This window comes from Stenotrophomonas sp. 05N37 (assembly GCF_056397365.1).
The window spans coordinates 208,914-232,189 of the sequence record NZ_JBFTNG010000004.1 but is presented as its reverse complement, the minus strand read 5'-3'; the positions used below and the strand labels follow the sequence as shown (position 1 = coordinate 232,189).

Annotated in this window: 15 protein-coding genes; 13 read left to right on the top strand and 2 right to left on the bottom strand. The window is 67.7% G+C overall.

Translation table 11 applies throughout. The features are described from left to right. The first annotated feature begins 321 nt into the window (after window positions 1–321). Window positions 322–900, top strand: coding sequence for a M48 family metalloprotease (locus tag AC1DGC_RS13855; protein WP_478048131.1), 579 nt, complete (start codon window positions 322–324; stop codon window positions 898–900). A 33-nt stretch (window positions 901–933) separates the two neighbouring features. Further along, on the top strand, window positions 934–1,302 hold the full coding sequence (locus tag AC1DGC_RS13850; protein ID WP_478048130.1) for a hypothetical protein: 369 nt from the start codon (window positions 934–936) through the stop codon (window positions 1,300–1,302). Between the two features lie 9 nt (window positions 1,303–1,311). On the opposite strand, the gene AC1DGC_RS13845 is transcribed toward AC1DGC_RS13850, so the two are convergent. After that, the gene (locus tag AC1DGC_RS13845) at window positions 1,312–2,469 is read right to left on the bottom strand and encodes a LacI family DNA-binding transcriptional regulator (RefSeq protein ID WP_478048129.1); all 1,158 of its coding nucleotides are present in this window, start codon (window positions 2,467–2,469) and stop codon (window positions 1,312–1,314) included. 297 nt (window positions 2,470–2,766) lie between these two features. On the opposite strand from AC1DGC_RS13845, the gene AC1DGC_RS13840 reads away from it, so the two are divergent. The 8 genes from AC1DGC_RS13840 to AC1DGC_RS13805 all read left to right on the top strand — a co-directional run bounded on the left by AC1DGC_RS13840 (window position 2,767) and on the right by AC1DGC_RS13805 (window position 16,249). Further along, window positions 2,767–5,898 carry a TonB-dependent receptor gene (locus AC1DGC_RS13840; RefSeq protein ID WP_478048128.1) on the top strand — a complete coding sequence of 1,044 codons (3,132 nt, stop codon included), beginning with the start codon at window positions 2,767–2,769 and terminating at the stop codon, window positions 5,896–5,898. 65 nt (window positions 5,899–5,963) lie between these two features. Then, entirely contained in the window at window positions 5,964–6,722 is a 759-nt protein-coding gene (locus AC1DGC_RS13835) for a SapC family protein (RefSeq protein ID WP_478048127.1), read from the top strand. Between the two features lie 21 nt (window positions 6,723–6,743). Next, the gene (locus tag AC1DGC_RS13830; RefSeq protein WP_478048126.1) at window positions 6,744–7,745 is read left to right on the top strand and encodes a cupin-like domain-containing protein; all 1,002 of its coding nucleotides are present in this window, start codon (window positions 6,744–6,746) and stop codon (window positions 7,743–7,745) included. 13 nt (window positions 7,746–7,758) lie between these two features. Next, window positions 7,759–9,288: a tryptophan halogenase family protein gene (locus tag AC1DGC_RS13825; protein ID WP_478048125.1), complete on the top strand. Its 1,530-nt coding sequence runs from the start codon at window positions 7,759–7,761 to the stop codon at window positions 9,286–9,288. A gap of 64 nt (window positions 9,289–9,352) precedes the next feature. After that, a complete protein-coding gene (gene xylB / locus AC1DGC_RS13820) occupies window positions 9,353–10,846 on the top strand; it encodes a xylulokinase (protein WP_478048124.1) in 1,494 nt (497 codons plus the stop codon). 44 nt (window positions 10,847–10,890) lie between these two features. Next, window positions 10,891–12,225: a xylose isomerase gene (gene xylA, locus AC1DGC_RS13815; protein WP_449334301.1), complete on the top strand. Its 1,335-nt coding sequence runs from the start codon at window positions 10,891–10,893 to the stop codon at window positions 12,223–12,225. Window positions 12,226–12,227: 2 nt separating this feature from the next. Further along, entirely contained in the window at window positions 12,228–13,682 is a 1,455-nt protein-coding gene (locus AC1DGC_RS13810; protein WP_394162002.1) for a sugar porter family MFS transporter, read from the top strand. Continuing rightward, window positions 13,679–16,249, top strand: a complete 2,571-nt coding sequence (locus tag AC1DGC_RS13805; protein ID WP_478048123.1) for a glycoside hydrolase family 3 protein — start codon at window positions 13,679–13,681, stop codon at window positions 16,247–16,249. The genes AC1DGC_RS13810 and AC1DGC_RS13805 overlap by 4 nt, the downstream gene beginning before the upstream one ends. 17 nt (window positions 16,250–16,266) lie before the next feature. On the opposite strand, the gene AC1DGC_RS13800 is transcribed toward AC1DGC_RS13805, so the two are convergent. After that, window positions 16,267–17,322: a LacI family DNA-binding transcriptional regulator gene (locus AC1DGC_RS13800; protein WP_394162006.1), complete on the bottom strand. Its 1,056-nt coding sequence runs from the start codon at window positions 17,320–17,322 to the stop codon at window positions 16,267–16,269. A 126-nt stretch (window positions 17,323–17,448) separates the two neighbouring features. On the opposite strand from AC1DGC_RS13800, the gene AC1DGC_RS13795 reads away from it, so the two are divergent. The 3 genes from AC1DGC_RS13795 to AC1DGC_RS13785 are packed head-to-tail and all read left to right on the top strand — an operon-like array spanning window position 17,449 to window position 23,215. Continuing rightward, on the top strand, window positions 17,449–19,545 hold the full coding sequence (locus AC1DGC_RS13795) for an alpha-glucuronidase family glycosyl hydrolase (protein WP_478048122.1): 2,097 nt from the start codon (window positions 17,449–17,451) through the stop codon (window positions 19,543–19,545). Continuing rightward, window positions 19,542–21,524, top strand: a complete 1,983-nt coding sequence (locus tag AC1DGC_RS13790) for a sialate O-acetylesterase (protein ID WP_478048121.1) — start codon at window positions 19,542–19,544, stop codon at window positions 21,522–21,524. The genes AC1DGC_RS13795 and AC1DGC_RS13790 overlap by 4 nt, the downstream gene beginning before the upstream one ends. Next, window positions 21,524–23,215, top strand: coding sequence for a glycoside hydrolase family 43 protein (locus AC1DGC_RS13785; protein ID WP_478048120.1), 1,692 nt, complete (start codon window positions 21,524–21,526; stop codon window positions 23,213–23,215). Before AC1DGC_RS13790 ends, AC1DGC_RS13785 begins: the two co-directional genes overlap by 1 nt. The last annotated feature ends 61 nt before the right edge of the window (window positions 23,216–23,276 follow it).

Sequence of the window (23,276 nt, the reverse complement as noted above, 5' to 3'; positions counted from 1 at the left end):
GCTGGACCATGCTGTAGCGGGCCCGGGGACGCCCGGGCGGCGGCTATTGTCCCTGATCGGGAGGGGTGGGCGCCAATCGGCCCGGAATTGGTCGCCGGCGCGGCTACGGACTGCCCCCGTTGGCGCGCGATACCGGCGTGAGCCTGCTGGGCCCGCCGGGCAGGCCACCTGGAGCGCTACGGGCCTGGACTGTCAGGCGAATCGCCACGCGCAACAGGGGGTGCAGGCCTCGCAACGGCGGGTCGCACGCCACCGGCGCGGGGAACGTAAAAAGTGAACGCCTGGGCCCGTATTCGTCGGGCTCGCTCACGGGAGGTTCCCATGTCCATGAATGCCGCGCAGGCCAGTGCTTTTGCCAAGGAGGCCCTGGCCCTCATTTCCAGCCAGTTCTACGCCAACGACACGCCGTATGCCTGCGGCCTGCCGATGGTGCCGGTGGTCAAGACCGAGCCGGGGAGTGTGCCCAACGGTAATCTCACGCCGACAGATGACGAGCAGGGACTGGGCATGATCGTCAGCGAGGGGCTGCTGGCCATCGGCGACAACGTAGCGATCAAGTTCGCGCTTGCCCACGAGCTCGGCCACGGTACCAGCGAGCATGTCCTGTCCAAGGTGGGCCTGACCGGCGCTTCAGGGGAAGCGACCGAGGTGATCGCCGACCTCAGTGCGGCCTACCTCCTCATCCAGCTCGGTATCGGTTGGGACACCATGATCGACTCCATCAGCCGGTGGCGCACGAGCCAGATCTTCGACACGCACAAGGATGGCGACCATCCGCCGGGCGACGACAGGGTGAACTACGTCAAGCAGCTGCGGGCATTGATCGACAAGAAGGTGGCCTTCAGCGACGCCGCCCGTCAGATCTGCGCGGCACTGCCTGATGCGAAAACCGGTCACTGATCCGCCATCCCGCAACCGGACAAAGGAACTACCATGGCTTTCGAAAACCTCAATACGTCCGAGAACGGCAAAGGCTTTGCCGACCCCAGGCATCTGCCCAACGACCGTAGCTTCAACGCGCTGCTGGACGAGATTAGCGACGTCAGCAGGTTGCTGCGGGAAAAGAATGGCATCTATCTCAATGACGATTACCACATCGACGCGCGACCCCTGAAAGAGGGCGGTTTCAAAGTCGACGTGCAATTCACTGCGGAACTCGTAAAGAAGAAAAAAATCGGTGGGAGGGAGCCGACCACGGTCGCGGTGTGCATCATCGAAGGCGAGCCTTCGGCAGCGGACGTCATTGCTGCGCTCAAGGCCAGCCGTGAAGCCCGCAGCACCTACCGGGTGTTCCCGGGCTGAGGTGCAGGTTCAAGATGCTTCGGCGTCCTTGCCATCGATGTCGGTGAAACGGCGTACCGCCTCCTGCGAGGGCAGGAGGCCGGGGGCTGACAGCGGCCTGGAAACGGACGCGCGCGTGATCAGCCGGTGCGCGAGCACATGGTTGACCGTGCCGCGTGGCGCGGACGCGGGGCGTCGGATCTCGCGCAGCAGGATGTCGATGGCGGTGTCGGCCATCTCCGCCACCGGTTGATGGATCGTGGTCAGTTCCGGCCACACCATGGTCGATGCGGAGGTGTCGTCGAACCCCACCACCGACAGATCGCCCGGTACGGCCAGGCCACGACGATGCGCGACGGACACAACGGCCGAGGCCATGTCATCGTTGCTGGCGAAGATCGCGCTGGGCGGCGCGGGCAGGGCCAGCAGCCGCTCGGCGGCTTCCAGTCCGGAGCGATAGGTGAAGTAGCCCGGCTGGACGAGTGCGTCGTCATGATGGATGCCGGCGGCGGCCAGCGCTTCCCGATACCCCTGCCAGCGGTGCGCGCTGGCGGTCTGGTTCGGATCGCCCGTGATGTAGCCGATGCGGGTATGGCCGTGGGCAATCAGATGCGACACCATTTCGTGGCTGGCGCGACGATCATCGATCCGCACGCAGGACAGCCGGTCGCTGAACTGGCTGGAGGCGATGGAGACCACGGGAATGCCTGCACTGACGAACACGTCGACGATGTCCTCCGATTCGCAGAGGGGCGGCGGCAGGATCACGCCCGCAACGCCGCCGGCGAGTTGCCGCGCCGCCTCGCGACGCGCCGGGGTGCCCAGCTCATCCCAGCTGGCGATCACCAACTGTGCCGCCGCCCGGGTCGACCCGCGCAGCGCGCCGACCAGCAGTTCGCGCAGGTAGCTCGAGCTGGGATTGGTGTAGATCAACGCGATGCAGGTGTGTTGCGCCGCGGCCAGGGCGCTGGCGGCCAGATTGGGCCGGTAGTCCAGTTCGTGCACGCTGCGCATGACGCGCGCGCGGTTGCCTTCACGCACGCCGGCATGGCCGTTGATGACGCGCGATACGGTCATGGCGGAGACGCCTGCATGCGCCGCCACGTCGTCGATGGTGATGGCGCTTGCCTTGCGACGGACCGCTTTGTGACTGCTCTTCAAGGCCTGGCTTCCTTTGTTGCGCTGCATGATGACAAGCGCAACCCCGGATGATTAGTCTGCGCCCGTGACGTGATGGTAGCGCTACCACTGGGCCGGAGTAAGGCCAGCAGGTACCCCCCCTTTACCACGCGGCTGTTCTGGCAAGCCTGAAAGCGAGTTTGAGTCGCAGTTTGCGCTCGGCGCACTGCGATGTTCGGTGTGGAAGACGGGCATCGCCCGTACGTGCCCCCAGGAGGGGCGGTACATCCATTCGATCGTTATGTCAGAGGGGAGAGTCATGCGCGCTTCTACGTTCCGTCGTACCCCAGGCCGGAGGGCTCGTTCATGAGCCGGACGCTGGCGAAGTTCACCTCCAGGGCCATGTTTACCTTTGTAGGCGGCGTTCTGGTCATCAATCCCGCATTCGCACAGGACGCGGCAACGCCGCCTCCCGTTGCCCAACCGCAGGCCCAGCCCAGCCCGACACAGCTGGACGCCGTCCAGGTGACCGGCATCCGCAACAGCCTCAGCCAGGCGATGGACATCAAGCGCGACTCGGCCGGCGTGGTGGATGCGATCAGCGCCGAGGACATCGGCAAGTTCCCCGACACCAACCTGGCCGAATCGCTGCAACGCATCACCGGCATCTCCATCGAACGCCGTGATGGTGAAGGCGCCCAGGTAACCGCGCGCGGCTTTGGCCCGCAGTTCAACATGGTCACGCTCAACGGGCGGCAGATGCCGGGTGCCGATGCATTCGGTGCCGCCGGGCAGGTTGCCATCGGCGGTGTCGACGGCGGCACCCGTGCCTTCAACTTCGCCCAGTTGGCCGCGGAATCCATCAATGGCATCGAGGTCTACAAGACCAGCCAGGCCAATGTTCCCAGCGGTGGTATCGGGGCCACCATCAACATCCTGACCGGACGCCCGTTCGATCATGAGGGCACCGTGGCCAGTGCCGGCGCGAAAGTCGTCTCCGACCAGAGCCAGCCGTTCGACAACGACCTGACGCCCGAACTGTCCGGCATTTTCAGCTACAGCAACCCGGACAAGACCTTCGGTGTCGGGGTCAGTGCCAGCTACCAGAAGCGCAAGGGTGGCTCGGTCCAGGCCACCGACAATTACTGGAACGTGCAGCCGTGGACCGGCACGATGCCCGGCAACCCGACCGTGGTCAACGCCCCGGCGGTCGGCGCGCTGTATGCCCGTCCCAACGACCTGCGCTATGCGTTCTCCGAGTTCGAGCGCGAGCGCATCAATGGCCAGGCGGTGCTGCAGTTCGCCCCCACCGACGCGGTGACGCTGACCCTGGACTACACCTATTCGACCAACGAGATCACCGAGAATCGTGGCGAGCAGGGGATGTGGCTGCAGAACAGCAATTACACCGATGTCACGTTCGATACCAGCGGCGCGGTCGCGACCCCGATCTACATCCGCGAAATCGCCGGGACCAAGGATTTCGGGCTTGAACAGCAGCGCAGCATGCAGAAGTACAAGCTGGGATCGCTCGGCTTCAATGCGCTGTGGAACGTCACCGACCGGTTCAAGCTGACCTTCGACGCGCACGATTCGAAGAACGAAAGCCGGCCGAACGATCCGCTGACCGGCGGTGGCTCCATCTTCAGCAGCATCGCCGGTACCAACAACTGCACCAGCGGACCGCATTGCGGCGGGTCGTGGGTGCAGGAAATGAACTTCAACAACGGCCTGCCGGTGGGCACCCAGGTCTGGTACCCGAGCACGGCCGATGCCATCGCCAAGACCAACGGCGTGGTCAACCCGGGCTTCGCACCGGGCGAGATCGGTTCGCAGGTGCTGCGCATCAATTCGCAGACCCAGGTCAGCGAGATCAAGCAGGGGCGCATCGACGGTGAGTGGAGCTTCGACAAGGGACGCTTCCAGTTCGGCGTGGATTCGAGCAAGCAGACCACCCACCGCATCCAGGCCGCCGAGAATTACAGCACCCTTGGTGACTGGGGCGTGGCCAACGTGGACGGGGATGTCGCCAACGGGCTGATGGACCTGCTGCAGCCGGTCAACATCGTGGGGTTGTTCAACGACTTCAATGCCAACAGCTTCACCGCCTGGCGCGGCGATGCCGGCCGCCTCGCGCAGTGGGCCGCGGACAACTATGACGCCAGTCTCGGCGTGAGCCCGCAGCGCGCCGCCGACAACCTGGTGGAGGAGAAAACCAAATCGGCCTATTTCCAGGTTGAGCTGGACGGCGAGCTGGGCGGCATGCGGACCAATACCCGCCTGGGCGTGCGCTATGAAACCACCGATGTGGTGTCGACCTCGGTCATCGCCATCCCGGAAGCCATCGAATGGCAGTCCAACAACGACTTCCGCGTGGTGTTGTCCGACGAGCAACAGCCGTTCACCGAGAAGAACAGCTACAGCTACATCCTGCCCAACCTCGACTTCAGCATCGACCTGATGGACGACCTGAAGGGGCGCGTCTCGTTCGGCAAGAGCATCGCGCGCGCGCCGATCGGCAACCTCTATGCGGGCCCGACCGCACAGCAGCCGTTTGGCTCGGTGCTGATCGATCCGTCGTCGCGGGCCAGCGGCACCGCGCAGAACCCGCAGCTGAAGCCGCTGGAATCGGACAATCTCGACCTGGCGCTGGAGTGGTACTTCGCCGACGCGAGCTACGTGTCGTTGACGTACTGGAACAAGTCGGTCAACAACTTCATCGGCAACACCATCGTGCAGGAAAACCTGTATGGGTTGAGGGACCCCACCTCCGGTCCGGATGCGCAGGCAGCGTTGGCGTTCCTCAACAGCGGCGCCTGCATCACCCAGGTAGGTGCGGCCAACGCGGCGGCCTGCTCGGCCAACGATACGGCGCTGTTCACCGCGCTGGCCCTGCTGCGCAACAACCCGGCCGGGCTGGGCGCCTATAACGGTACCGACGCGCAGGTCCTGGCGACCGAAGCGGCCTACGATCTGTACGGGCAGGCCGGCGACCCGCTGTACCAGTTCAACGTCAACCGTCCGATCAACCAGAACCAGGCCAAGCTGCACGGCTGGGAACTGGGCGGGCAGTACTTCTTCGGGGATACCGGATTTGGCGTCCTCGCCAATTACACCCTGGTGAATGGCGATGTCGGCTACGACAACGGGGGCGACCCGGGCATCGACCAGTTCGCGCTGACCGGCCTCAGTGACACCGCAAACGCCGTGCTAATGTACGAAAAATACGGTTGGTCGGTGCGGCTTGCGTGGAACTGGCGTGACCAGTACCTGATCCTCGCCAACCAGGGGGCCAGTCGCAATCCGTACTACGTGGAAGCGTACGAGCAGTGGGATCTCAGCGTGAATTACACCCTGGATGATCATTGGTCGTTCGGTCTGGAAGCGATCAACCTGACCGGTGAGGACGTCCGCTGGCGCTCGCGCACCTCGCAGATGATCGTGAAGCTGGCTGACCAGAGCCCGCGTTACATGCTCGGCGTTCGTTACAGGTTCTGAACGGTGGGTGCCGCTGTTGATGCAGCGGCACCTGTTCACGGCTGACGAGGGGATTGGACAACACCATGCCGCGTTACGAAATGCTCAACAACATCGCCCATCGCGACCTGCGCGTGGCCACCGATTTCGGTCCCGAGTTGGGTGATGCGGTGGGCATGGTGCCGGCCTACCCGAGTGAGTTTGCCGAGCTGCAGCGGGAATACCCGATCTTCCTTCGCAAGGACCCGGCCACGGGTGACTGGCAGTCGGTGGCCCTGCTGGGGTTTGAACAGCACGAGAATCTGTTCCTGCAGGACGGTCGCTGGAATGCGGCCTACCTGCCCGGGGCGGCGGCCAAGGGGCCGTTCCTCATCGGTTTTCAGGAGAGCCGGATCGATGGCGCGCTCACCCGGGAGGCGGTGCTGCACGTGGACCTGGAGCATCCGCGCGTGAATGCGACGCAGGGGGAGCCGGTGTTCCTGCCGCAGGGGGGCAACACGCCGTATCTCGAACATATCGCCGGCGTGCTGCGCGGCATTCACGATGGGCACGCCTTTGGCGCGGCGATGTTTGCCGCGCTCGATGCGCACGGGCTGATCCAGCCACTCACGCTCGACGTGCAGATCGATCCGCAGCACCGGGTCGGCATCAACGGCCTGCACGCCATCGACCGTGACCGCCTGGCGCTGCTGGACGGTGCCGCATTGGCCGACCTCAACCGTGCCGGCTATCTGGAAGGTGCGTACCTGATGCTGGCCTCGCTGCACAACATGCGCCGGCTGATCGCCGAGAAGCAACGGCGCCTGCGCATGGCCGACGCCGCCGTCGCTGCCGGCAGGAACTGACCGGTGCTGGACGGCGTAGCCATGCGGACACTGGACGGCGTTGAGCCCACTGCGTTGCCGCTGGAGGCGCTGGTGGCCGCCGGGGAGCCGGTGGTACTGCGCGGGATCGCGCGCGACTGGGCACTGGTGCAGGCCGGGCTGCGCTCCACGCACGCGGCCATGGCGTATCTGCGCGGCTTCGAGGCGGGCGTGCCGGTGCCGTATTCCTTCGGCGGCCCGGAGATCGACGGGCGTCCGTTCTACACCGAGGATTTCACGCAGTTGAACGTCGAGGTGCGCCGCGGGCTGCTGACGCAGGTGCTGGATGCAATTGCAGACACCCTCGAAGACCCACGGCCGCCCACCTACTATGTCGCGTCGCTGCTGATCGACCAGGCGCTCCCCGGATTCGCGCAGGCCAACGACGCCGGCCTGGCCGGGCAGGGCATCGAGGCGTCGGCGAGCATCTGGATCGGCAACCGGGTGACGGCCTCCTGCCATTTCGATACCCCGCAGAACCTGGCGTGCTGCGCCGTGGGCCGGCGTCGGTTCACCCTGTTCCCGCCCGAGCAGATCGACAATCTGTATCCGGGTCCGCTGGAACCCACCCCGGGCGGGCAGGTGGTGAGCGTGGTGGATATCGACCACCCGGACGTCGCGCGCCATCCACGATTCGCTGACGCGCTGGCAAGCGCGCAGACCGCCGTGCTGGAACCGGGCGATGCGATCTTCATCCCGAGCATGTGGTGGCACCACGTGCGCAGCCTGGAGCCGTTCAACGTGCTGGTGAACTACTGGTGGCGCACGTCGCCGCGTTTCCTGCCTTCACCGTTGCCGGCGCTCCAGCATGCGATGTGGGCGCTGCGCGATCTGCCGGCGCGCGAGAAGCAGGCCTGGGCAGAGATCTTCACGTACTACGTGTTCGGTCCCGGCGATCGCGCAGGGCAGCATCTGCCCGACGCCGCCCGGGGTGAGCTGGCGCCGTTCGACGAGACGCAGGCACGGCGCACGCGCGCCCAGTTGCTGGCTCGACTCAATCGCTGATGGGAGCATCGCTTTGAACGTGGCGAACACAACAGAAGGGCGGATCCGCAAGGTGGTCATCGCCGGGGGTGGCACGGCGGGCTGGCTGGCCGGCTGTGCGCTGGCCCACCAGTTCCGTGACCAGCTGGAGATCACGCTGGTGGAATCGGAGCAGATCGGCACCGTGGGCGTCGGCGAATCGACCGTGCCCCCGATCCGGGCGTTCCATCGCTTTCTGCAGATCGATGAGCAGGCGTTCCTGCGCGCGGTCGCCGGCACGTTCAAGCTCTCGATCTCGTTCGAGAACTGGCGCCGCCCCGGCGATCGTTTCATCCATCCGTTCGGCACGATCGGGCAGGGGACGTGGGCCACGCCGTTCCACCACTTCTGGCTGGACAGCCAGCGCCGCGGCATGCCCTCGGCGCTGGGCGACTTCTGCCTGGAGAGTGTCGCCTCGCGCGGCGACCAGTTCTCGCTGGACACGCAACCGCAGGTCAACTACGCCTATCACTTCGATGCCGGGCTCTACGCGAAGTTCCTGCGAAGCAAGGCCGAAGCGCATGGCCTGCGACGGGTGGAAGGCAAGATCCGCGAGGTTCGGCAACACGCCCATGACGGCGCCGTGGCGGCGCTGGTGCTGGAAGACGGGCAGGTCATCGAGGGCGACCTGTTCATCGATTGCACGGGGTTCCGTGGCCTGTTGACCGAGCAGACCCTGCACACCGGCTACGAGGACTGGCACGACTGGCTGCCCAGCGATCGCGCCGTGGCGGTGCAGACCGAGTCGGTCGCACCGCCGGTGCCATACACGCGCGCCATCGCGCACGAGGCCGGCTGGCGGTGGCATATCGCGCTCCAGCACCGGGTCGGTTGCGGGCTGGTGTTCTCCAGCCGCCACATGTCCGACGACGAGGCGCACGCCAAGCTGCTGCGTGACATCGACGGCCCGCCGCTGCGGGACCCCTGGCTGGTGCCGTTCCGCAGCGGGCGCCGGCTGAAGGCGTGGAACAGGAACGTGGTGGCGCTCGGGCTTGCCAGCGGCTTCATCGAGCCGCTGGAATCGACCAGCATCCACCTGACCATCAGTGCCGTGGTGCGCCTGATCCAGCTGTTCCCGTTCGACGGCATCAGCCCGGCGCTGGTGGCGTTGTACAACGACGTCAGCCGCCAGGAGATGGAGCACGTGCGCGACTTCATCATCCTGCACTACCACGCCAACCAGCGTGACGAGCCCATGTGGGCGGCCTGTCGCGAGATGGCGCTGCCCGAGTCGCTGGCGCTCCGGCTGCGCGCCTGGCGCGAACGCGCACACGCCTGGCAGGACCCCGGTGAACTGTTCCGCGTGGACTCGTGGACCAGCGTGTTGATGGGGCAGGGGATCCAGCCGGGTCCGCCGCATCCGCTTGCAAGGGCCATCAATGACGCGGACCTGCGCACGCTGTTGGCGCGGATCCGGCAGCCGGTCCAGCAGGCGGTCGCGGCGATGCCGTCGCAGGCGGCGTTCATCGAACGCTACTGCAAGGCGGCGCCGGGTGTATGGCCACGGGCATCCGCGCTGGCATAACCGGCGCGCACGCTGTTGCACAGAAATGGTAGCGCTACCTTCAGGCATGGGCGGAGTGGAATACATGGATCTGGTTGCCGGAATCGACGCAGGTACGCAAAGTCTGAAAGTGGTGGTCTACGACCCTGCGGGGCGTCGCCTCGTGGCCAGTGCCAGCGCGCCGTTGAGCCTGGCGTCCGCCGCCGATGGCAGCCGCGAACAGTCGCCGGCCGATTGGGTCGCGGCCCTTCACGCCTGCTTCGGTGCGGTGGATCCCAAGGTGCGCGCCCGTGTTGCCGCGCTGGCGGTGTCGGGCCAACAACACGGCTTCGTCCCGGTCGATGCGGCAGGGGAGGTGCTGGCACCGGCCAAACTGTGGTGCGACACCAGCACCTCGGCCGAGTGCGTGCAGATCATGGACGCGGTCGGCGGGGCCGCGCGCACCATCGCGCTGGCGGGCAACCCGGTGCTGACCGGCTACACCGCCTCCAAACTGCCGTGGACGAAGACCCATCGGCCCGAGGCCTACGCGCGGCTCGCCACCATCCTGCTGCCGCACGATTACCTCAATTTCGTGTTGACCGGCCAGCGCTTCTGCGAGTACGGGGATGCGTCCGGCACGGGGTGGCTGGACGTGCGCAGCCGCACCTGGTCCAGCGAGCTGCTGCGCGCCACCGACCCGGCGCGCGATCTTGCCCAGTGCCTGCCGCGCATCGCCGCGCCCGAGGAGGTGTTCGACATCGACCCCGCCACCGCCGCGGCACTGGGGCTGCGCGCGACGGTGAAGGTGGCCGTCGGCGGGGGCGACAACATGATGGCGGCGATCGGTACCGGCTGCGTCGTCCCCGGTCGCCTGGCGATGAGCCTGGGCACCTCGGGCACCCTGTTTGCCTACTCGGACACGCCCGTGGTCGACCCGGACGGGGCGTGGGCCGCGTTCTGCTCGTCCACCGGCGGCTGGCTGCCGCTGATCTGCACGATGAACTGCACGGTGGTCACCGAGCAGGTGGCCGATGCCTTCGCCTTCAGTACGCGCTATGGCGATGGACACCTGCGGGCCACGCCGCCCGGTGCCGACGGGCTGGTGATGCTGCCCTTCCTCAATGGCGAGCGCACGCCGGACCTGCCGCTGGGCAAGGGGGTGCTGGCCGGTCTGGACACGACCAATATGACCCCGGCGCACTTCTATCGCGCGGCCATGGAAGGGGCGACGTACAGCCTCAAGTACGGGTACGACGCCTTTGTCCGCGCGGGCATGCGGTTCGACCGCATCGTGCTGACCGGCGGCGGCAGCAACAGCGCGCAGTGGCGGCAACTGGTGGCCGATATCTTCGGCCTTCCGGTGGACGTGCCCACCCAGTCCGAGGGCGCGGCATTCGGCGCGGCCCTGCAGGCGCTGTGGGCCATGGGGCACGCGCGCGGTGACGCCGCCTCCATCGCCGACATCGTGGACCGGCACGTTGCCCTCGACCCGCTGCAGTCCGCACAGCCGGACCCGGCGCGCACGCCCGCCTATGCCGCGGCCTACGCACGTTTCCTGCGACATCTCGACGCCATCACGCCGCTGTATCGCGGCTGATCACCCTCTTACGCGACCCCCGCACAACGACAGGAAGACGCACCATGAGCAATCAGCCCTTCATCGGCGCCAAGGAATATTTCCCCGGCATCGGCCGCATCCCCTTCGAAGGCCGCGGCTCGGACAACCCGATGGCCTTCAAGGTCTATGACGCGACCAAGGTCATCGGTGGCAAGACGATGCAGGACCACCTGCGCTTCGCGGCCTGCTACTGGCATACCTTCTGCAACGCCGGGCATGATCCGTTCGGTCCGGGCACCCGCCAGTTCCCATGGGAAGTCGGCTCGCCCATGGCGACCGCCGAGGCGAAGGTGGATGCCGCATTCGAGTTCTTCACCAAGCTGGGCGTGCCGTACTGGTGCTTCCACGATATCGACCTGGCGCCGGATGCCGACGATGTCGGCGTGTACGAGAAGAACCTGACGCACATGGTGGGCCTGGCCAAGGCACGCCAGGACGCAACCGGGATGAAACTGCTGTGGGGGACGGCCAACCTGTTCTCGCACCCGCGCTACATGAACGGCGCGGCGACCAATCCCGATTTCGCGGTGGTGGCGCGTGCGGCGGTGCAGGTGAAGGCGGCGCTGGAGGCGACGGTGGAACTGGGCGGCGAACATTATGTGTTCTGGGGCGGTCGCGAGGGCTACGCCTCGCTGGTGAACACGCAGATGAAGCGCGAGGTCGACCACCTGGCGCGGTTCCTCGGCATGGCCCGCGATTACGGCCGCAGCATCGGCCTGAAGGGGAACTTCCTGATCGAGCCCAAGCCGATGGAGCCGATGAAGCACCAGTACGACTTCGACAGCGCCACCGTGGCCGGCTTCCTGAAGGCGCACGGCCTGGACAAGGACTTTAAGCTCAATATCGAGGCGAACCACGCCACGCTCTCCGGCCATACCTTTGAACACGACCTCCAGGTCGCGTCCGACCACGGGCTGCTGGGCAGCATCGATGCCAACCGCGGCAACGGGCAGAACGGCTGGGACACGGACCAGTTCCCCACCGACCTGTACGACACCGTGGGCGCGATGCTGGTGGTACTGCGGCAGGGCGGGCTGGAGGGCGGCCTGAACTTCGACGCCAAGCTGCGCAGGGAATCGACCGACATGGAGGACCTGTTCATCGCCCACATCGGCGGCATGGATGCGTTCGCGCGCGGGCTGGAAGTGGCGCACGGGCTGCTGACCGACTCGCCGTGGGAGCAGTGGCGCACGCAGCGGTATGCCAGCTTCGACAGCGGCGCGGGCAAGGACTTCGAGAACGGCGCACTCGGCCTGCCCGACCTGGTGGCGCTGGCCAGCAAGGCCGGGGAGCCTGCGCAGGCCAGCGGCAAGCAGGAGCGTTACGAGAACCTGCTCAACCAGTACCTGCTGCGCTGAGCGTGAGCGCGCGCAGCGATGACACCGAATCGGGGAGGAGCACAGCAGTGAACCAGGCGATGAGCGGCGGCGAGAACACCCGGCTGATCATATTGATCAGCGTGGTGGCGACGATTGGCGGATTCCTGTTCGGGTTCGACAGCGGCGTGATCAACGGCACCCAGGACGGCCTGCACCAGGCGTTCAGGTCCGGCGAGTGGATGCAGGGGTTCGAGATCGCCTCGATGCTGCTGGGCTGCGCGGTCGGTGCGTTCAGCGCCGGCCGGCTGGCCGACAGCCTGGGGCGGCGCAACGTGCTGATCATCTCGGCGATATTGTTCCTGCTGTCGGCGATCGGCGCGGGTGCGGCGTCGTCCTCGGCCATGTTCATCGTTGCGCGGGTGATGGGCGGCTTTGCGGTGGGGGCGGCCAGCGTGATCTCGCCGGCGTACATCGCCGAAGTCGCGCCGGCGCGCTACCGCGGGCGCCTGGCCACGGTGCAGCAGATCGCCATCATCAGTGGGCTCACCGTCGCCTTCCTGTCCAACTATCTGCTGGCGGCCACCGCCGGCGCCTCGACCGAGGCGCTGTGGGGCGGGCACGCGGCGTGGCGCTGGATGTTCTGGATGCAGGCGCTGCCCTCGCTGCTGTTCCTGGTGTTGTTGCTGACCATCCCGGAGAGCCCGCGCTACCTGGTGGCGAAGCGCCGCAAGGAGGCGGCGCTGGTCGTGCTCACCCGGTTGTTCGGCGCTGCCGGGGCACAGACCAAGCTGGTCGAGATCGACGCCTCGCTGTCGACCGACCACCATCGCCCGCGACTGTCGGACCTGCGCAACACGGTCACCGGCAGGATCCGCCCGATCATCTGGGTCGGCGTCGGCCTAGCCACGTTCCAGCAACTGGTCGGCATCAACGTGGTGTTCTACTACGGCGCGGTGCTCTGGCAAGCGGTCGGCTTCTCCGAAAACGATGCGTTGCTGATCAATGTCCTGTCCGGCGCGCTCAGCATCGGGGCCTGCATCGTCACCGTGCTGCTGATCGACCGTATCGGGCGCAAGCCGCTGTTGTGGGTCGGCTCGGCGGGCATGGCGGTGTCGCTGGCGCTGCTGGTGGTGGCATTCGCCAGTGGTTCGCTGGTGGACGGGCGCCTGCACCTGCCCGGGGGCATGGGCACGCTGGCGTTGGTGGCGGCCAATGCCTACGTGGTGTTTTTCAACCTCTCCTGGGGGCCGGTGATGTGGGTGATGCTGGGCGAGATGTTCCCCAACCAGATCCGTGGCTCGGCGTTGGCCGTGGCGGGTGCCGCGCAATGGACCGCCAACTTCGCCGTCACGGTGACATTCCCCATCCTGCTGGCCGGCATCGGGCTGGCGGCGACGTACAGCATCTACCTGGTGGCGGCGATCCTCTCGGTCTTCTTCGTGCTCCGGTACGTGCACGAAACCAAGGGCAAGGAACTGGAGCAGATGGAAGGATGAACACAATGACGAATCGACGCCTTGCGCGCGCCGGCAGTGGCGTCTTGCTGACCGCGCTGCTGCTGGCACTGGCTGCCTGCGCGAACGATGACACGCCCGTTGCAGCGGCGGTGGCCGAACCGGAGCCGCAGCCGTGGCCGCAGGTGGCCTGGCCGCTGGCCGAGGACGCCGCGCTCGAGAAGCGCATCACCGACCTCATGGCCGGCATGACGGTGGAGGAGAAGGTGGGCCAGCTGGTGCAGGGCGATATTGCCAGCATCACCCCGGATGACCTGCGCAAGTACCGGCTCGGCTCGATCCTGGCCGGGGGCAACTCCGACCCCGGCGGCCGCTACGACGCCGCGCCTGCGCAATGGCTGGCGCTGGCCGATGCGTTCTACGAGGCGTCGATGGATACCTCGCAGGGCGGCAAGGCGATTCCGGTGTTTTTCGGCATCGATGCCGTGCACGGGCAGAGCAACATCATCGGCGCGACCCTGTTCCCGCACAACATCGGCCTGGGCGCCACCCGCAACCCGGACCTGCTGCGCCGCATCGGCGAGGTCACCGCGCTGGAGACCCGTGCGACCGGGATGGAGTGGGCGTTCGCACCCACCGTGGCGGTGCCGCAGGACGATCGCTGGGGGCGCACCTACGAGGGCTATTCCGAATCGCCCGAGGTGGTGGCCAGCTATGCGGGAGCCATGGTCGAGGGCCTGCAGGGCAAGGTCGGCTCGCCTGCATTCCTGGACGGCCGCCATGTGATCGCCTCGGTCAAGCATTTCCTCGGTGACGGCGGCACCACCGATGGCAAGGACCAGGGCGATACCCGGATCAGCGAGGCCGAGCTGGTGCGCATCCACGCCGCCGGCTACCCGCCGGCCATCGCCGCGGGCGCGCAGACCGTGATGGCGTCCTTCAACAGCGTCAATGGAGAGAAGATGCACGGTCACAAGCCGTACCTGACCGATGCGCTGAAGGGCCGCATGCACTTCGGTGGCTTCGTGGTGGGCGACTGGAACGGCCACGGCCAGGTCAAGGGCTGCACCACCACCGATTGCCCGGCAACCATCAATGCCGGCCTGGATATGGCCATGGCGTCGGACAGCTGGAAGGGTTTCTATGAGACCACGCTGGCGGCGGCGAAGGACGGCACTCTCTCCGCGCAACGCCTGGACGATGCGGTGCGCCGGATCCTGCGGGTGAAGATGCGGCTGGGGTTGTTCGAGGCAGGCAAACCGTCGTCGCGCGCGGTCGGCGGCCAGTTCGCGCTGATCGGCGCGCCGGCGCATCGTGAGGTTGCCCGGCAGGCGGTGCGCGAGTCGCTGGTGCTGCTGAAGAACCAGGGCGGTGTGCTGCCGCTGTCGCCGACGCAACGCATCCTGGTGGCCGGTGACGGCGCCAACGATGTCGGCAAACAGTCCGGGGGTTGGACGCTGAACTGGCAGGGCACCGGCACCACCCGCAAGGATTTTCCGAATGCCGACACGATCTACGAGGGCATTGCGCAGCAGGTAAACGCCGCGGGCGGCCACGCCGAGCTTGCGGTGGATGGGAAATACGTGACCAAGCCGGACGTCGCCGTGGTGGTGTTCGGCGAGAACCCGTATGCGGAGTTCCAGGGCGATCTGCCCACCCTCGCGTACAAGCCGGGCGACGACACCGACCTTGCCCTGATCAAGCGGCTCAAGGCCGACGGCATTGCGGTGGTCGCGGTGTTCCTCAGTGGCCGCCCGCTATGGGTGAACCGCGAGATCAATGCCGCCGATGCGTTCGTGGCGGCGTGGCTGCCCGGGTCGGAAGGTGCCGGCATTGCCGATGTGCTGCTGCGCAGGGCGGATGGCAGCGTGCAGCACGACGTCAAGGGAAAGCTGAGCTTCAGTTGGCCGCGCACGGCGACGCAGTACGCCAACAACGTCGGGCAGAAGGGCTACGCCCCGTTGTTCGCGTTCGGTTTCGGCCTGACCTACAAGGACAACGGCGATCTGGCCGCGCTGCCGGAGGTCTCCGGCGTTACCGGCAACGAAGGCGCCGCCGGGGTGTTCTTCGCGCGCGGTGATGCCGGCGCCGGCATGGCCCTGCGGCTGGAGGGCAGCACGGGGCAGGGCGTGACCGTCACCAAGGTGCCGGAGTCCCTCGACGGCGGCCTGTTGGCGGTCACCGGCGTGGATCACCTGGCGCAGGAAGACGGCCGCCGCCTCGCCTGGACGGGCAAGGGTGAGGCGATTGTCGCGCTGCAGTCGCACACGCCGCTGGACCTGCAGCGCGAGAGCAACGGCGACCTGATGCTGTTGACCACGCTGCGGGTGGACGCCGCGCCGCGAGGCGAGGCGTGGCTGTCGGTGGGCTGTGGCACGGGCTGCTCGGCACGTGTTGCCCTCGGGCCGACACTGGCCACGCTGCCCGTGGGCCAATGGACCCGCGTGGGCGTGCCCTTGAAGTGCCTGGCGGCGGCAGGCGCGGACGTCGGCAAGCTGGATCGCCCGTGGTCCATCGGCACGTCGGGAGTGATGACGCTCTCGGTATCACGCGTCGCGCTGGGCGCGTTGAACGAAGCGGAGGCCACCGTCGCATGCCCGGGCGCGTGACCGTGCGTCGTGCGCCATCAGCGCTTGGGCGGGTGCGCGACCGAGTCGCGCACCACCAACCGGTGGGGCATGACGTGATCGGTCAACACGCGCGCTTCGTCGGGCTTGCGGCGGATGGCGCGCAGCAGGATATCGATGGCGGCATCGGCCATCGAGGCGATCGGTTGATGGATGGTGGTGAGCTCCGGCCAGACGGTAGTTGCGGCCGAGGTGTCATCGAAGCCCACCACCGAGAGGTCGCGAGGCACCTCGAGGCCGCGTCGGTGCGCGACGGAAATCGCGGCGGCGCCCATGTCGTCGTTGCTGGCGAAGATCGCGGTCGGTGGCCGGCGGTGCGACAGCAGTTTCTCGGCGGCGGCCAGGCCCGAGCGGTAGGTGTAGTCCCCCTGCTGGACGAGGCCGGGGTCGACCTGCAGCCCGGCGTCCTGCAGGGCGCTGACAAAGCCGTCGTAGCGCCGCGCGCTTGCGCTGAGGTCGTTGCGGCCCCGGATGAAGCCGATGCGGCTGTGGCCCTGCTGGATCAGGTGTTCGGCCAACTCCTTGCCGGCCTGGAGGTCGTCGATGCGCACGCAGGAGATGGCGTTGCCCAGGTGGCCCGGTGCGATCGCGACCACGGGGATGCCGGCCCTGACGAGCTCGGTCACGGCGGGCTGCGACTCGCACAGCGGCGGCGGCAGAATGACGCCATCCACGCGGCCGGCCAGGGCCCGCGCCGCCTTGCGCTCGGCGGCGGGGTCCAGGTCATCCCAGTAGTCGACCACCAGCTGGATGGCAGCGTTGGACGCGACACGCAGCAAGCCCACCAGCAGTTCGCGGAGGTAGGCACCGCTGGGATTGGTGTAGATCAGCGCGATGCGGGTGTGCTGCGCGGCCGCCAGCGAACTGGCCGCCAGGTTGGGCGTATAGCCCAGTTCGCGCACCGCGCGCATCACGCGCTCACGGGTGGCATCGCGCACCTTGCCCTGGTTGATCGCCCGCGACACGGTCATCGGCGACACGCCGGCCAACGCCGCCACCTCGTCGATCGTCACGCCGCTGGTCTTGCGGCGGACCGATTTCTTCGGCTTGTCCACTCCGTGCTCCCGTTCTTCTTTGTGACGCTGTCGCATCCAAAGCACGTCCGGAGCTTACAAGGTTTGCGGTCCGTGCTGCGGCCGCGTTCGGGTGTCGAGCGGTGTCATTGGATACTGGGTGCCGCGATGGTCCTGCTGGGCTGCATGGGCGAGGCACGCGCCGAGGATGGCTACGCACTTTGGATGCGCTACGTCCCGCTCGAACCCGCACTCGCGGCCGACTACCACGCGCGCCTCGCGGACGTAGTGGCGCCCGATCAGAGGCCCACCCAGCGTGCCGCGCGCGAGGAGCTGAGGCGTGGTCTCACCGGGCTTACCGGCAGCCCGCCACGGATGCAGGGTGACGCCAGCCAGGCGTCGCTGGTGCTGGGTACACCGCAGTCGTCAACGTTGATCGCGCCGTTCCGGGCGGAGATTGCATCGCTGGGCGACGAAGGTTACCTGCTCAGGCGCACCCGGATGGGTGGGCGCGACGTCGTGCTGGTGGCGGCGCGCCAGGATATCGGGGTGCTGTACGGCGTTTTCCACCTGCTGCGACTGCTGCAGACGGGCGCGTCACTGGACAGCCTGGACGTGCGCGAGTCACCACGGCTCCGGCTGCGCGTGCTCAACCACTGGGACAACCTCGACGGTCATGTCGAACGCGGCTACGCCGGGCGTTCGCTATGGGAGTGGCAGACGCTGCCGGAGTGGCGCAACCCACGCTACACCGACTACGCACGCGCCAACGCCTCGGTGGGTATCAACGGCACCGTGCTCAACAACGTCAATGCCAGTGCGCAGAGCCTTGCGCCGGCGTATCTCGACAAAGCGGCCACGCTGGCGGACATCTTCCGGCCCTACGGCATCCGCGTGTACCTGAGCGCGCGCTTCAGCGCCCCCATCGAACTGGGTGGGCTCGACACTGCCGATCCGCTCGACCCGGCGGTACAGCGCTGGTGGCGCGACAAGGCCCGCGACATCTACGCGCGCATTCCGGATTTCGGCGGCTTCCTGGTGAAGGCCAATTCCGAAGGGCAGCCCGGCCCGCAGGATTACGGTCGCTCGCATGCCGACGGGGCCAACCTGCTGGCCACTGCACTGGCCCCGCACGGCGGGGTGGTGATGTGGCGCGCCTTCGTCTATGCGCACGATGTGCCTGCAGACCGCGCCACCCAGGCATACGCCGAATTCGCCGGGCTGGACGGTGCGTTCCTCCCGAACGTGATCCTGCAGGTAAAGAACGGGCCCATCGACTTCCAGCCGCGCGAGCCCTTCCATCCGCTGTTCGGGGCCATGCCACGCACGCCGCTGATGATGGAAGTGCAGATCACCAAGGAGTATCTCGGCTTCGCCACGCACCTGGTGTACCTGGGGCCGCTGTACGAGGAAGTGCTCCGTGCCGACACCCGCGGCGGTCGCGGGGGCGCCACGGTTGCGCAGGCCCTGAGCGGCATGGCCGGCGTCGCCAATGTCGGTGCGGACGCCACCTGGAGCGGGTCGCACTTCGATCAGGCCAACTGGTACGCGTTCGGCAGGCTTGCATGGGACCCGCAGCACGCCGCCCGCGCCATCGCGGCGGACTGGGCCGCGATGACATTCGCGCCGGATCCCGAGGTGGTGCAACCCATCGTCGGGATGATGATGGCCTCGCGCGAGGCCGCCGTGAACTACATGACCCCGCTGGGCCTGCACCACCTGATGGCGCGCGGGCACCACTACGGGCCCGGTCCCTGGGTGGACGGCGGCCCCCGCGCGGACTGGACGTCGGTGTATTACCACCGTGCCGATCGCGCGGGCATCGGCTTCGACCGAACCGACCGTGGCAGCAATGCGGTGGGCCAGTACGCGCCCGGGGTGGCTGCCATGTACGGGGACCTGGCGCGGGTGCCGGAGCCGCTGCTGCTGTGGTTCCACCACGTGCCCTGGGATCACCGCATGGCCTCCGGCAGGACACTGTGGAACGAACTGGTCGGGCGCTATTCGCAGGGCGTAAGCCAGGTGCAGGCCATGCAGGCGACCTGGGACAGCCTGCAGGGCAGGGTGGATCGGCAACGATACGCCCAGGTCGCCGCCTTCCTCCGCATCCAGCGGCGCGAAGCACAGTGGTGGCGCGATGCGAGCGTGGCCTACTTCCAGTCGGTGAGCGGGCTGCCGTTGCCGGCGGGCGAAGCCGCGCCGCCACATCCGCTGGCCTGGTACGAAGCCCTGCAGTTCCCCTCTGCGCCGGGGGATGGGCGATGAACAGAACCTGGTGGCTGGGCGGCCTGTTGGCCATCGCCCTGGGGCACGGCGCTGCACCGTCCATGGCGCAGCAACCAACGACGCCGCTGCTGCATCCGCTGTTCCAGGACCACGCCGTCCTGCAGCGCGACCAGCCCATTCCCGTTTGGGGCAACGCGGCCCCCGGCATCACGGTTTCCCTGACATTCGCCGGCCAGGCGCTGACTACCCGCGCGGACGCACAAGGCCACTGGCAGGCGACACTCAGTCCCGCCCCGCCTGGCGGACCCCATGAAATGACGGTGCGGGCAGGGCAGGCCACCCAGAGCGTGCGCGACGTGCTGCTGGGCGATGTCTGGTTGTGCGCCGGGCAGTCGAACATGGAACTTCCCGTGCGACGCACGCTTGACGCAGACAGCGAGCTGGCCGCCGCCACGCGGCCGGACATCCGCCTGTTTACCGTGCCGAAGGCGGCCGCATTGACGCCCCAATCCGCGTTCGCCGCGCCGGTGTCGTGGCAGCCCGCGTCGCCGGGCACGGTCCGCGATTTTTCCGCCGCCTGCTTCTACTTCGCACGCGAGCTGCAGAAGACCGTCCGCGTGCCGATGGGGCTGATCCAGGCGGCGTGGGGCGGGTCGCGGATCGAGGCCTGGACCAGCACCGAGGCCCTGCGCACGCAGGGTGGCATGGCCCCGGCGCTGGACGTGCTCGCGCTGTATGCCAGCGATCCTGCTGCGGCCAATGCCCGATGGGGTCGGCAGTGGCAGCAGTGGTGGACGGGGCGCGAGGGTGCCATCGGCGGCGACACGCCGTGGCAACCCGGCGCAGGCGGCACGGGATGGCAGGACGCACCGCCCGGGCTCGGGGCATGGGAACGTTGGGGCGTGCCGGCGCTTTCCGAGTACAACGGCATGGTCTGGTACCGCACCCGGGTGACCCTGACCGCCGCCCAGGCGGGGCAGGGGGCGCGACTCGAACTGGGCGCCGTCGATGAGACCGACCTGACCTGGGTGAACGGCGTGGCCGTGGGCAGCCAGTACGGCCCGGGTGAGGCGCGGTCGTATCCGCTGCCCGTCGGCCTGTTGAAAGCGGGCGTCAACACGGTCGTGATCAACGTGCTCGACACCTACGGCGACGGCGGCCTGGCGGGCCCTGCACAGGCCCACAGCGTGCGACTGGACGATGGCACGCGGATCGCCCTGGACTCGCCGTGGCAGTACCGTGTGGCCCCCGCTGCATCGACACCGCCACTCGCGCCGTGGCACGCCGCGACGGGCCTGTCGACGCTGTACAACGGCATGATCGCGCCGCTGGGCCGCTATGGCCTGCGCGGCATGGTGTGGTACCAGGGCGAATCCAATACCGGCGACGGCGCCGCTTACGCCGCGCGGCTGCGCAGCCTGCGCGACAACTGGCGCGGGCGTTTTGGCGCCGACATGCCCTTGCTGGTGGTGCAGTTGGCCGGCTATGGCCAGCCGCCCAGTGCGCCCGGCGACAGTGGTTGGGCACAGGTGCGCGAAGCGCAGCGGCGGGTCGCGGCGGACGACCTGCATACCGGGCTCGCGCTGGCCATCGACATCGGCGACGCGTACGACATCCATCCGCCCAACAAACAGGAACTCGGCCGGCGTCTGGCGCGGGCGGCCCGGCATGTGGTCTACGACGATCGGTCCGTCGCCGCGTCCGGCCCCACGCCCCGCCAGGCGTCGCGCACCGAAGCCGGCGTGCGGATCGCGTTCGACAGCGTCACCGGCACCTTGGTCACCACCGGTGCGAAGGGCCCGATCGGCTTCGAGGTCTGCGATGCCGGTGCGCGGCACTGTGCCTATGCCGATGCGGTACTGGACGGGCGTGACGTCGTCCTGCACGGCCCGCCGCCCAGCCCTGACGCACGCGTGCGCTACTGCTGGGCCGATGGCCCGGTCTGTACGCTGCGTGACAGCAGCGGTGCGCCGGCGGGCCCGTTCGAGCTGTCCCTCACCACTGGAGAGGTGCCTTGATGCGTCTGCTGCTCGCCACGCTGGTCGTGCTGTTGTCCACCTCGGTGCAACCGCTGGGCGCCGCGCCCGCGCCACCGGTCTACTTCGACTGGTTCGAGTACGCCGGGCACGATACGGCCTTTGCAACGCCACTGCCCGCCGGGCACTACCGCAACCCGATCCTGGCCGGCTTCCACGCGGACCCGAGCATCGTCAGCGCGAACGGCCGCTTCTACCTGGTCAATTCCAGCTTCACCTACTTCCCCGGCATCCCGGTGTTCGAGAGCGTTGATCTGGTGCATTGGAAGCAGATCGGCAACGTGATCGAGCGTCCCACCCAGGTGGACTTCGATGGCCTGAGCGTGTCCCGCGGCATCTTCGCGCCGGCCATCACGTACCACGATGGCGTGTTCCATGTGGTCACCACGGCGGTCGACAGCGGTGGCAACTTCATCGCCACCGCGCGCGATCCGGCGGGCCCGTGGTCCGACCCGCACTGGCTGCCGGGCGTCGACGGCATCGATCCCTCGCTGTTCTTCAATGACGACGGCACGGTTTACCTGCTCAACAATGATGCGCCCCCGGGCCCGCCGCGCTACGAGGGCCACCGCGCCATCTGGATGCAGCAGCTCGATCTGGCCAACTTCAGGCCGGTAGGCCCGCGCAGGGTGCTGATCGACGGCGGCGTGGAGCCCGCAAAGAACCCGATCTGGATCGAGGGCCCGCACCTCTACAAACGCGATGGCTGGTACTACCTCTCCGACGCCGAAGGGGGCACCGGGCCGCAGCATTCCCAGGTGGTCCTGCGCAGCCGTGATGTCTGGGGGCCGTACATTCCGTATGCGCGCAATCCGATTCTCACCCAGCGCGACCTGCCCGACGACCGGCCGCTGCCGATCACCAACGCGGGGCATGCCGATCTGGTGGAAGGTCCGGACGGCTCCTGGTGGGCGGTGTTCCTTGCCAGTCGCAATTACCAGACGCGGCACTACAACACGGGGCGGGAGACCTATCTGCTGCCGGTGCAATGGCGTGACGGCTGGCCGGTGATCCTGCCGGCCGAGCAGGCCATCCCGTACGCGGTCGAGGCGCCGTCGTGGATGCAGGGCGAGGCATCGCAGGCGCCTGCCACCGGCAACTTCGTCGATCGCGACGACTTCGATGGACCGATACTCGGCACCGGCTGGCTGCGGGTACGGGTCCCCAAACAGGCATGGGCAGACCTGGGCCTGCGGCCGGGCGCCCTGGCCGTGCATCCGCTGGCGGAGAACCTGGACACACTGCGCAACCCGGCCTTCCTCGGGCGTCGCCAGCAGCACCTGCGGTTCGAGGCCAGCACCGCCATGACGCGCCCGGCGACGGGCGTGGCGGCCGGCCTTGCAGCGTTCCAGAACGAGGACTACTGGTATTTCCTCGGCGTGCGCAGCCTCGGCGGGGATCGCGTGGCGATCTTCCTCGAAGCACGCGACGGTAGCGGTGCGACCCGCACCCTGGCCACGCGCGACGTGGCCGCGTCCACGTCACTGGGCTTGAAGATCGGCGGCGACGAGGGCCGCTATGCGTTCGCGTTCGATACCGGCGATGGCCGTGGCTGGCAGACGCTCGCGGGCGACGTGGACGGAACGGTATTGAGTACGGATCGCGCAGGCGGCTTCGTCGGCGCCCTGCTGGGACCATTCGCGCGCGACGAGCGTGCCTTGAGGAGCAAATGATGATGCGTACGCCTTACCTGTGCAGCCGCCGTCGCGCCCCCATCTTCCGTACGTTGGCGCT

Excerpts from the sequence above, each read along its gene's own strand:
- AC1DGC_RS13850 (WP_478048130.1), top strand. The coding sequence starts at position 934 with ATGGCTTTCGAAAACCTCAATACGTCCGAGAACGGCAAAGGCTTTGCC.
- AC1DGC_RS13840 (WP_478048128.1), top strand. The coding sequence starts at position 2,767 with ATGAGCCGGACGCTGGCGAAGTTCACCTCCAGGGCCATGTTTACCTTT.
- AC1DGC_RS13790 (WP_478048121.1), top strand. The coding sequence starts at position 19,542 with ATGAACAGAACCTGGTGGCTGGGCGGCCTGTTGGCCATCGCCCTGGGG.
- AC1DGC_RS13835 (WP_478048127.1), top strand. The coding sequence starts at position 5,964 with ATGCCGCGTTACGAAATGCTCAACAACATCGCCCATCGCGACCTGCGC.
- AC1DGC_RS13830 (WP_478048126.1), top strand. The coding sequence starts at position 6,744 with ATGCGGACACTGGACGGCGTTGAGCCCACTGCGTTGCCGCTGGAGGCG.
- xylA (WP_449334301.1), top strand. The coding sequence starts at position 10,891 with ATGAGCAATCAGCCCTTCATCGGCGCCAAGGAATATTTCCCCGGCATC.
- xylB (WP_478048124.1), top strand. The coding sequence starts at position 9,353 with ATGGATCTGGTTGCCGGAATCGACGCAGGTACGCAAAGTCTGAAAGTG.
- AC1DGC_RS13795 (WP_478048122.1), top strand. The coding sequence starts at position 17,449 with ATGGTCCTGCTGGGCTGCATGGGCGAGGCACGCGCCGAGGATGGCTAC.
- AC1DGC_RS13845 (WP_478048129.1), bottom strand. The coding sequence starts at position 2,469 with ATGCAGCGCAACAAAGGAAGCCAGGCCTTGAAGAGCAGTCACAAAGCG.
- AC1DGC_RS13805 (WP_478048123.1), top strand. The coding sequence starts at position 13,679 with ATGAACACAATGACGAATCGACGCCTTGCGCGCGCCGGCAGTGGCGTC.
- AC1DGC_RS13855 (WP_478048131.1), top strand. The coding sequence starts at position 322 with ATGTCCATGAATGCCGCGCAGGCCAGTGCTTTTGCCAAGGAGGCCCTG.
- AC1DGC_RS13785 (WP_478048120.1), top strand. The coding sequence starts at position 21,524 with ATGCGTCTGCTGCTCGCCACGCTGGTCGTGCTGTTGTCCACCTCGGTG.